This is a genomic window from Acinetobacter sp. IK23, assembly GCF_035615275.1.
In the GTDB taxonomy this organism is placed as follows: domain Bacteria; phylum Pseudomonadota; class Gammaproteobacteria; order Pseudomonadales; family Moraxellaceae; genus Acinetobacter; species Acinetobacter seifertii.
Window position 1 is genome coordinate 78,904 of record NZ_JANBNX010000011.1, and the last position, 10,384, is coordinate 89,287.

Genomic DNA, 10,384 nt, shown 5'->3' on the forward strand with positions numbered 1-10,384 from the left:
GAATGTATAAAGTTATAGCGGATGATTGGGAGCAGCTTGAGAAAGATGCGAAATATATCCGTGAGCAAGTCTTTATTCAAGAGCAAGGCATTGCATCCGAAGATGAATGGGATGACTTTGATGCCACTGCTGTGCACTTTATGGTGTATGACAAAGAGCAGCCTATCGCTACAGCACGTTTTTTGCCACAGCACAGTGTAGGGCGTGTTGCCGTTTTAATGCCTTATCGAAAGCAGGGTATTGGTAAAATTTTAATGCAGCATATTATTGACTATGCGCGTAACCAGAAACTGCCTTATTTAAAGCTTTCCGCGCAAACTTATGTGACAGCTTTTTATGAGGCTCTAGGTTTTAACGTGCAGGGTGAAGTTTACCAAGATTGTGGTATTCCACATATCAATATGATTTTAGCGTTAAGTTGAGATTCCTTTGTAGAAATCTCAACTTTGAATTACTTCATCGCATTCCAGTTTTCGATGGCTTGTAAGCCAGTCTCTAAACCAACTTCGTAACTATAACGAAGCTTTTTCGGATTTGTGGTTAAACGTCCAGCCATATTTTTAAGTGGCGGTGGGCAAACTTCTAAAATTTGCTGGTCTGGATTATTGCCACGAACAAAATCTACCGAAGCGTTATAACGGGCACAACGGTTTCGTAAACTGCTTGCAAAACCATAGTAATGTTTAAACGCATATTTTGCGAGGAATTGATCCCCTCGGCTACTGCCCTTAAAGTAATTTTTAGGACGAGTGCGTAAAACTAACAGCTTTTTAACGCCACTTTGCTGTGCTGTCCAGCGAACGGGTAGGGCATCTGCAACGCCGCCATCAAAGTATGGTTCACCCATAATATCGACGGGATGACGCGTTAAAACCGGAATTGAGCTAGAAGCACGCAGTGCATTTAACAGATTATCTTTACCAGCACGAAGATACTCAGCATGACCAGTTTTGGCATGCGTCAACACCATATAAAAATCTGGATTTTTGGCAAAAAGGCTCTGTTGATCAAGAGGATGTTCTTGCTCGCCAATTTCCCACATCCATTTTAAATCAAGTAAATCGCCACCTTTAAAGAAGCGCTTATAATCAATAAATTCAGGACGGAGGGAATGATCAATATAAAAGGTTAAAGTCCGACCTTGTTGACCTGCTAAGTAGTTAGCCACATTGGTCGAACCAGAAGATACACCAACGTATAAGTCAAAAGGATTGAACTGCTGTTGTAGAAAAGCATCAAGTACACCACTGGTAAAGGCACCACGCATGCCTCCACCTTCTACAACTAGTGCATTGCGGGAAAAATCTGTCATTTGAAAAATATCTGATTACTGATGTGAATGCTGATGTTCTTGCATGTCCATTCCAGGCATGTTGTCATGCTGACTTTGTTGATCTTTCGACTTTTCAGCTTTTTGTTGCATTTCGTGCTGTTGAGCTTTGCGCTGAGCACCTGGCATATAGTCAGGTTCATTACTCATTGCTAAGTAGAAAAAGCCAAGGAAAATCGCACTTAAAACACCAACGATCAGAACAAATTTCCAGCCTAAAACTACTGATTCGGAAGAATTTTTATCGGACATAAGGATTTCTCGAATGTGCTGTAGAAGCACAAAAATGAAGTCTATTTATAGCATATTTAGGCTGTAGGCAGAAATCTTAAAGGGCATAAAGAACATAAAGAAAAACCCATATAAATAAAATATATTTATATGGGTAAGGTTTATGCAGTTTTTAAATATTCATTACGTCTAAGTTATTGAATATTTTGCTTCTGCTCAGCTTTGGTTTTTAGTAATGCTGGTGGTGTGAATCTTTCACCATATTTGGTAGCTAACTCTTCGGCGCGTTTTTCTGCTTTCTCAATACCATATTGATTCAGGAATTGAATCGCTCCACCAGTCCAAGGGGCATAACCAATTCCAAAAATAGAACCGACATTGGCATCAATAACCGATTCCAATACACCTTCTTCGTAACAACGTAAGGTATCTAAGGCTTGTACAAACAAAATACGATCTATCATATCCTGCTCAGAAATATCATGATCTTTCTGCCAGCGGTTTAAGCCTTCCCATAGGTGTTTTTTACCATTTTCAGGATAGTCATAGAAACCTGCGCCAGCAGCTTTACCTTTACGGTTTAATTCATGAATCATGGTATGAATCACTTCATCTACTGGTGTTTTCGGTAGCTCTTTGCCTTCGGCTTGTAAAGCTTTACGTGCTTCGCTAGCAACATGCTCGGTTAAAGTTAAAGACACTTCATCTTGAATCGCAAGTGGTCCCACAGGCATGCCTGCTTTCAGTGCTGCCATTTCAATACGTGCTGGGTGGACACCTTCGGCAAGCAAGCGCATACCTTCTTGAATAAAAGTACCAAATACACGACTGGTAAAGAAGCCACGGCTGTCATTGACAACAATTGGTGTTTTTCCAATTTGCTGTACGAAATCGTAGGCTTTAGCAAGTGTCTCTGCGGAGGTATTTTTACCTTTGATAATTTCAACCAACTGCATTTTGTCGACAGGGCTAAAGAAATGCAGACCAATAAACGCTTTATCATCTTTACTTGCTTGCGCTAAGCCTGTGATTGGCAGGGTCGATGTATTTGATGCCATTACGCCGTTAGGTACTAAATATTGTTCGGCTTCTTGAGTGACTTTGGCTTTGAGTTCTTGATTTTCAAATACCGCTTCAATAATTAAATCACAGCCTTGAAGGTCTTGAGCTGACGCTGTAGCCGTAATCAGAGATAAAACCTGATCACGTTTTTCTGCGGTCATGCGGCCTTGTGAAACACGTTTATCAAGAAGCTTTTGTGAATATGCTTTGCCTTTCTCCGCATTTTCAACTGAGACATCTTTAAGGACAACTGGAATACCTTTAATGGCTGTTGAATAAGCAATGCCCGCACCCATCATGCCCGCACCCAACACACCAACTTTAGTGGCTTGCCATTTGGCAACATCGGCAGGGCGGCTTGCACCAGACTTAATTGCATTTAGACCATGCCAGAAAGTGCTGATCATATTTTTAGAAATTTGACCTGTTGTAAGCTGAGTAAAGTAGCGGGACTCAATACGCAGTGCAGTATCGACATCGACTTGAGCACCTTCAACTGCGGCAGCCATAATCGCTTCAGGGGCAGGGTAACAACCTTTGGTTTTATCTCTTAACATGGCTGGTGCAATCGCAAGAACTTGTGCAACTGCCGGCGTTTTGGGATCACCACCCGGAATTTTATAACCCTTCACATCAAAAGGCTGTTGAGATTTTGGATTTGCTTTGATCCAAGCAATTGCTTTATCTAAAAGCTCCTGTTCATTTTCAGCAGTATCATGAATTAGACCTAAAGATTTGGCTTTATCGACACCGAACTGTTTGCCTTCCATTAAAAATGGAAATGCATTTTGAAGCCCAAGCAGACGTACCATACGCACAATACCGCCGCCGCCCGGTAATAAACCTAAAGTAACTTCTGGTAGGCCAAATTTGCTTTTCGAGTCATTGATTGCAATACGGTGATGACAACTTAATGCAATTTCCCATCCACCGCCCAGTGCTGTGCCATTTAATGCTGCAACCACTGGAATTCCTAAGGTTTCTATTGTACGTAAATGACCTTTTAGCTTTTCAACCATATTGAAAAAGTCAGTTGCATGCTCAGGTTGAACTTGAATTAGCTCATCTAGGTCGCCGCCTGCAAAGAACGTTTTCTTAGCCGAACGGAAAATAACGCCTGAAAGTTCTGTTTCTGCTTTAAGTTTCTGAGTGACCTCATCAAGTGAGTCACGAAACTCAGCATTCATGGTGTTTGCAGATTGACCAGTTGAATCAAGCGTTAAAATGACAATATTGTCGGCATTTTTTTCGTATTGAATTGCACTCATCTTTATATATCCCTAAATTTTTATACACGCTCAATAATGGTGGCAATACCCATACCACCGCCGACACATAGTGTTGCTAAACCGCGCTTTTTATCTTGTCGTTCAAGCTCATCAAGTAGTGTGCCCAAAATCATGGCACCTGTTGCTCCTAATGGATGGCCTAAAGCAATCGCACCGCCATTTACGTTGACTTTTTCAGCGGGGACGTTGAGCTCATTAATAAAACGCATAACAACTGCCGCGAATGCTTCATTGACTTCAAATAGGTCAATATCATCAATTGTTAGACCAGCTTTTTCCAAGGCTTTACGTGCGGCTGGCGCAGGGCCAGTCAGCATAATGGTTGGGTCAGTACCAACTAATGCAGTCGCTAAAACTTTAGCGCGTGGTTTTAAATTTTGTTCTTTCACTGCTTTTTCTGAAGCTAATAAAACTACTGCTGCTCCATCGACAATACCTGATGAGTTACCTGCGTGATGAACATGATTGATTTTTTGTGCTTCTGGATATTTTTGTAAAGCGACTGCATCAAAGCCCATTTGCCCCATCATTTCAAAACTTGGGTTGAGCTTTGCAAGACCTTCTAGTGTGGTATGGCCTTTAATAAATTCATCTTTTTCTAAAATTATCACACCTGAATGATCTTTGACTGGCACAACTGATTGGTCAAAATAACCATTTGCTTGAGCTGCCGCTGCTTTTTGTTGTGACTTCACTGCAAAGTTATCGACATCTTCACGGTTATAGCCATCTAAAGTTGCAATAAGGTCAGCCCCAATACCTTGCGGAACAAATGATGATTTAAGGTTTGTTTCTGGGTCTAAAGCCCACGGTCCGCCATCAGAACCCATTGGAATGCGTGACATTGATTCAACACCGCCAGCAACCACTAAATCTTCCCAACCAGAGCGGACTTTCATGGCTGCCATGTTGACTGCTTCTAAACCTGAAGCACAAAAACGGTTAATTTGTACACCAGCAACATCATCATTCCAGCCTGCAGCAATTGCTGCGGTTTTTGCAATGTCCCCACCTTGATCGCCAATTGGCGTTACGCAGCCCAGAACAATGTCGTCCACTTTTGATGTATCAAGCTGATGGCGTTGCTTTAATTCATTTAATAGAGTGGTGAGTAATGTGATTGGTTTTACTTCGTAAAGAGAGCCGTCTTTTTTTCCTTTTCCGCGTGGTGTGCGAATGGCATCAATAATATAAGCCTCGCTCATAACAGTTCCTTTTTTATTGCTTAAAATTTATTTGTGTTTTGAGTGTACTGGTTTTAAGAGCGAGTGCAATGACGATAAGCGCACCAGTCAGGTGATGATTTTTGCCAATTTGATGAGAGATAAGTAATCCAGCCAATTGTTAAATTTGGTGTTCTTTTACATGTTTGGAAATATCTTCGATTAGACTAGCCTTTGGAAATTATTAGTATAAGTGATAGGCCAAAGCACATGATAAAAACAAAGCGTCACTATGCTGTCATAGCATTGATATTGTCACTTTTGGGATGTGATTCATCTGGAAAAAATCTTGAAAATAATAAAGTAAGTGAGGATAAAAAAATGGGCCAAACTTATTCAAATCAAGTCACTGACGAGAGAATGTTATTGGTATTGTCTGCACCATCTGTGCATGATGCTTATTACAAATCAGCGTTTCAACAGATTGTAGATTTCCAGATTGCTTATGCAAAATCAATTTTAGGCAATGACAACGTAGTCATTTTGGTGGATGAAGACACGAAGCCTTATTTCACCGGCAAAGTTCCTGAAGATATTTTATTGGTGGATGATATTCGCGATATTTGGATGCGGGACTTCACCACGGTTAATCCTGAGCAGCCTGTGCAATTTACTTATACTTGGGCATCAATGACTCAGAAGCAAAGTAAAGACGTGCAAAAAAGTTTTAATCAATTTGCTGATCGTTATCAAATTCAAAGAGCTAAAACTGATTTGATGATTGATGGGGGAAATCTTGTAGATGACTATGCAAGTCGTGTAATTACGACAACACGTTTTATGGAAGATAATGAGCTTAGCTATAATGAGGCCAAACAAGAGTTAAAAGCAACATTGGGTGCAACAGAGGTTGCGATTCTCGAACCAGATGAAGAAGTACTGGCACATTCAGATGGCATGGTTAGTTGGGTGGATAAAAATACATTGCTTGTGAATGACTACTCAAAAAACCCATCATTTAGGTCAATAGTAATGAAGGAATTAAAAACTTCTTTTCCAACTGCAAAAATTGTGGAAGTTCCTGTTGAGTATAAAACCAATCCTAAAGGTCAATGGGAAGGTTTTGAATCAGCTTGTGGCGTAAATTTGAATGCGACGGTCACACATAATAATATTTATGTGCCCACATTTAATATGCCGCATGACGAGAAAGCATTAACGATCATCAAGCAAAATACCAGTAAGAAAGTCATTTCTGTGAATGCGGAAAATGTTTGTCCAATGGGCGGCAGCGTGCGTTGTCTCACTTGGCAAGTGGCAGGAGATAATGCTGTAAAACTTATTCAAGCTGCTAGACATAAATAATTTGATTTAAAACTGGTATCAATTTATTCATAAGCTGATACCAGTTCTTTAAACTCGCATGCTTTTTTCATTGTGTTAATAACAAATGAAGTTTATTTATATTGTTTGTATGAGTGGTTCGGATAAATCTACACCTTGGCCGACACTTGACTTAAAAACAATAATTACAATATATCGGACTTGATAATTTAATTTGGCTAGATGATTAGCAACCATTTTCCCATGGCGTCATACAAGTGAATATAAATCAAATTTTGAGATTGTCGATGAGCAAAATCAGCTTTTTTATAATCATTGTTAGTCAAGTAAATGGTATATGTACGTTTGACTACTTATCTATTTGAAAAGCAGTATTCAACTGCAAAAAGTTGAATACTGCTTTTAGAAATTATTAATTGTGATAACCGTGTAGCTGACGATATAAACCAGGCGTTACACCAGTCCATTTTTTAAATGCACGATGGAAGGTACTGGTTTCACTAAAGCCAACCTGTTGAGCAACATCTTCAAGTGTTAATTCAGGGTTGAGCAACAAGTGAATAGCAGCATCTCGACGTAAAGCGTCTTTTACGCCTTGGTAGCTTTTACCTTCAGCAGCCAAGCGGCGGCGTAAGGTTTGCGGAGATAAATACAGCATTGATGCAACGTCATTAAGCGTTGGCATTTCTTCACCAATTTGGCTCTTAAGTACGTCACGAATACGAGAAGTCAACGAGTTGGTGTTTTTGAATTTTACTAAAAGCTGAGCAGGGGCTGCTTTTAGGAACTCTTCTAGCGTTTTTTCATCTTGGCGGATTGGTAAATCAAGATAATCAGCTGCAAAAGTTATTTCGGTGCGAGGTGCATCAAACTGCATGACTGGCGCAAAGAATAACGCGTCATATTCATCTGCATGTGCAGGACGCGGATAGCTAAAATGAACACGTTCTAACGGTAAACGACGTTCAATCAGCCACGATGCTAAACCATGCCAAATCATGAGCATACTTTCAGTAATGAAATGATCTGGATCTAATGTTTTTGGAATGAGAGGTACTAAACGCGCTTCGTGTTTGTCACGCTCTAGTGTTACCGACCATTCATCACCAAATAACTTGTAAAATTGAGATGAAAGTTCGAGAGCTTGTCCCAAAGTTTTTGCATGAATAATCAACTGACACATAATGGCAAAAGTGCCCAAACGACGCGGTTGTACATCAAAACCGACGTGTTCGTCTTGGGTGACCATCCATAGCATTTTTATAAAACGGGTATATTGTTCTGGTGAGATTCGAGCTTTAGGTTGACGTAATAGTTCCGCTTCGATACCCACATGTGAAAGTAACGTCTCGACATCCATGCCAAGGCGTTTTACGCCTGTCAAAGCCGCATTCACGAAGTGGATGCTAATCGTATCGCGACTCATATTGAATCCTTCAGTCTCTTTGATGTTCACTTTAAATTGACCTAAATGACCGTCTAAAAAAATAAATTGGCGATTTACAACAGTGTAAAAGCACTTTTTACATGTTAAATTGCCGAAATGATCAAGGTAAATGGCTGAACATGACATTGTTTTAGAATATTTGCTTAACTAATATAAAAGAAAATTCGAATAATAGTGGTTAAAAATACGATGACGACAGCATTAAACGGACTTAAAGTTCTCGATTTCTCGACGCTCTTACCTGGACCTTTTGCCACAATGTACTTAGCCGATATGGGCGCACAAGTTATCCATATCGAATCTCCATCACGTCCAGATCTCATCCGGATTATGCCGCCCTATGCCAATGGACAGGCGACTGCACATAGTTATCTAAATCGAAATAAACAGTCGATTGTTCTAGATTTAAAAGATGCTGCCAGTATTGATCTGATAAAAACCAAGATTTCCGAGTTTGATATTGTAGTTGAGCAGTTTCGACCGGATGTCATGCGTCGCTTGGGGCTAGACTACGCGACACTTGCCGAAATTAACCCACGTCTAATTTATTGCTCAATCACAGGTTATGGACAAACTGGAAACTATAAAGATCGAGCTGGGCACGACATTAATTATTTAGCTTTAGCGGGTATTGCAGGTTATAGCGGTCGACAAGATAGCGGCCCGCCACCGCTTGGCATTCAGGTTGCTGATATTGCAGGCGGATCATTACATGCAGTTATTGCTATTTTGGCTGCGGTTGTCGAACGCAGTCGTAGTGGTATGGGACAATATATTGATATTTCCATGACCGACTGTGTGGCGAGTCTAAATAGCATGGCAGCATCAGCCGCACTTGCAGGTCAAGTTGAACAGGCACCAGAGCAGGGCATGCTCAACGGTGGCATTTTCTATGACTATTATATAACTCAAGATGGGCGTTATCTTTCTATTGGTAGTCTTGAGCCACAATTTATGGCTGGGTTGTCTGCTGCATTAGATTTACCTATGCTGTTACAAAAAGGCGCGTCATTAGATATCCAAGATCGACAAGAAGTGAAGCAAGCTATTCAAGAAAAAATTAAAGCCAAAACGTTTAAAGAATGGCATGAAATTTTTGCAAATTTGGATGTTTGTGTAGAGCCCGTATTGAGTTTGAGTGAGGCTTTAAACTCGCCATTAGCACAACAACGTGGATGGATTGTGGATGTTCCTTTGCAAAATAATACAACGGATACAGAACCACAGATCGCATGCCCAATAAAGTTTTCACGTTCACAAATGCGATATTCCTTTGTAGGTCAAAAGCTTGGCGAGGGACAGTGGTAATGTCTTAGGGTTATTTCTTATACAGTGTGTATTAAGATTATTATCTGATTAATCAATTGATTAACATTTTGAATAATTTCTTTACATAAAATTAGCGTAACCTTTATAAACAAAGACATAAAAGGTACGTAAACATGAAAACGCATAAATCTTTGATGGTTTCCTGTTTATCCGTTTTATCAATTACTCTTTTTGTTCAGCATGCACAAGCTGCTGCTGCATTTGACCCAAATGGTTCTTGGATGTTGGGTGATTGGAACGGGCAACGCACAGCGTTACAAGCACAAGGTTATGATTTTTCTTTTGGATATACCGGTGAATATGCCGGTATTTTAGATTCAAAGAATACTTCTTCACATGGCAGTGCTTATACAGGGCAACTCGCTTTAGGTTCGCATTTGGACCTGAGTAAAATTTTAGGGTGGCAAGATACAGAAGCTCAAATCACGTTAACTTATCGTGATGGGCAATCGCTTTCTGAACATTCTCCTGCTTTAGCTGGACACATTAGTTCTGCACAAGAAGTGTGGGGTCGTGAGCAAACTTGGCGTTTAACTGATTTATGGATTAAGAAAAAATTCCTTGATCAAAAGTTAGATGTGAAAGTTGGTCGTTTTGGTGAAGGCGAAGACTTTAATAGTTTTGACTGTGACTTCCAGAACTTGGCACTTTGTGGTTCACAAGTGGGTAACTGGGTTGGCGACCAATGGTATAACTGGCCAGTGAGCCAATGGGCAATGCGTGTTAAATATAACGTGCAACCTGATCTATATACGCAAGTCGGTGTATATGAATATAACCCAGAGAACTTGGAACGAGGCAAAGGCTTTAACCTGAGCACAGACGGTTCTCACGGTGCAATTATTCCGGCAGAAGTAGTTTGGTCACCTAAACTAGGTGCACAAAGCATGGCTGGTGAATACCGTTTAGGTTATTACTACAGTACTGCTGATGCAGAGGAAATTACCAATCCAACCAAAACATCGCATAAACAAGGTGTTTGGGTAACTGCAAAACAAAAACTATTCCAACCAGCTGACCAAACTGATCGTGGTTTAACAGGTTTTGTGAATCTGACTTTCCGGGACTGTTCTAAATTTTGTGTAAGTACTTAATTTTCATTTATCCTTCAGAGGATAATTACAAAAGGTACTTCACATGGATGAAGCAACAATCAAAAGTATGGCTGCCGAATTGGCTAAAGGTCTAA

8 protein-coding genes and 1 pseudogene are annotated in these 10,384 nt (G+C 40.3%); 4 read left to right on the plus strand and 5 right to left on the minus strand.

Translation table 11 applies throughout. From position 1 onward, the window contains the following. Positions 1-2: 2 nt before the first annotated feature. Positions 3-422, plus strand: a complete 420-nt coding sequence (locus tag MSG95_RS10185; RefSeq protein WP_077165616.1) for a GNAT family N-acetyltransferase — start codon at positions 3-5, stop codon at positions 420-422. A gap of 29 nt (positions 423-451) precedes the next feature. On the opposite strand, the gene MSG95_RS10190 is transcribed toward MSG95_RS10185, so the two are convergent. The 4 genes from MSG95_RS10190 to MSG95_RS10205 form a co-directional block, all read right to left on the minus strand. Then, complete coding sequence (locus MSG95_RS10190) at positions 452-1,312, minus strand: patatin-like phospholipase family protein (protein ID WP_004705722.1); 861 nt, start codon at positions 1,310-1,312, stop codon at positions 452-454. A 15-nt stretch (positions 1,313-1,327) separates the two neighbouring features. After that, entirely contained in the window at positions 1,328-1,582 is a 255-nt protein-coding gene (locus tag MSG95_RS10195) for a hypothetical protein (RefSeq protein WP_077165615.1), read from the minus strand. Positions 1,583-1,755: 173 nt separating this feature from the next. Continuing rightward, positions 1,756-3,891, minus strand: a complete 2,136-nt coding sequence (locus MSG95_RS10200) for a 3-hydroxyacyl-CoA dehydrogenase NAD-binding domain-containing protein (protein WP_324624779.1) — start codon at positions 3,889-3,891, stop codon at positions 1,756-1,758. A gap of 20 nt (positions 3,892-3,911) precedes the next feature. After that, the gene (locus MSG95_RS10205) at positions 3,912-5,117 is read right to left on the minus strand and encodes an acetyl-CoA C-acetyltransferase (protein ID WP_077165613.1); all 1,206 of its coding nucleotides are present in this window, start codon (positions 5,115-5,117) and stop codon (positions 3,912-3,914) included. A gap of 228 nt (positions 5,118-5,345) precedes the next feature. On the opposite strand from MSG95_RS10205, the gene MSG95_RS10210 reads away from it, so the two are divergent. Beyond that, a complete protein-coding gene (locus MSG95_RS10210; protein ID WP_077165612.1) occupies positions 5,346-6,440 on the plus strand; it encodes an agmatine deiminase family protein in 1,095 nt (364 codons plus the stop codon). 391 nt (positions 6,441-6,831) lie between these two features. On the opposite strand, the gene MSG95_RS10215 is transcribed toward MSG95_RS10210, so the two are convergent. After that, a complete protein-coding gene (locus MSG95_RS10215; protein WP_039253244.1) occupies positions 6,832-7,845 on the minus strand; it encodes an AraC family transcriptional regulator in 1,014 nt (337 codons plus the stop codon). 210 nt (positions 7,846-8,055) lie between these two features. On the opposite strand from MSG95_RS10215, the gene MSG95_RS10220 reads away from it, so the two are divergent. Beyond that, the gene (locus tag MSG95_RS10220; RefSeq protein WP_077165611.1) at positions 8,056-9,174 is read left to right on the plus strand and encodes a CaiB/BaiF CoA transferase family protein; all 1,119 of its coding nucleotides are present in this window, start codon (positions 8,056-8,058) and stop codon (positions 9,172-9,174) included. A 155-nt stretch (positions 9,175-9,329) separates the two neighbouring features. Continuing rightward, a pseudogene (locus tag MSG95_RS10225) lies at positions 9,330-10,262 on the plus strand (carbohydrate porin); the annotation flags it as partial. Between the last annotated feature and the right edge of the window lie 122 nt (positions 10,263-10,384).

Bases quoted from the DNA above. Each gene is read 5' to 3' on its own strand.
- MSG95_RS10210 (WP_077165612.1), top strand. From the start codon at position 5,346: ATGATAAAAACAAAGCGTCACTATGCTGTCATAGCATTGATATTGTCA.
- MSG95_RS10200 (WP_324624779.1), bottom strand. From the start codon at position 3,891: ATGAGTGCAATTCAATACGAAAAAAATGCCGACAATATTGTCATTTTA.
- MSG95_RS10215 (WP_039253244.1), bottom strand. From the start codon at position 7,845: ATGAGTCGCGATACGATTAGCATCCACTTCGTGAATGCGGCTTTGACA.
- MSG95_RS10195 (WP_077165615.1), bottom strand. From the start codon at position 1,582: ATGTCCGATAAAAATTCTTCCGAATCAGTAGTTTTAGGCTGGAAATTT.
- MSG95_RS10220 (WP_077165611.1), top strand. From the start codon at position 8,056: ATGACGACAGCATTAAACGGACTTAAAGTTCTCGATTTCTCGACGCTC.
- MSG95_RS10190 (WP_004705722.1), bottom strand. From the start codon at position 1,312: ATGACAGATTTTTCCCGCAATGCACTAGTTGTAGAAGGTGGAGGCATG.
- MSG95_RS10205 (WP_077165613.1), bottom strand. From the start codon at position 5,117: ATGAGCGAGGCTTATATTATTGATGCCATTCGCACACCACGCGGAAAA.
- MSG95_RS10185 (WP_077165616.1), top strand. From the start codon at position 3: ATGTATAAAGTTATAGCGGATGATTGGGAGCAGCTTGAGAAAGATGCG.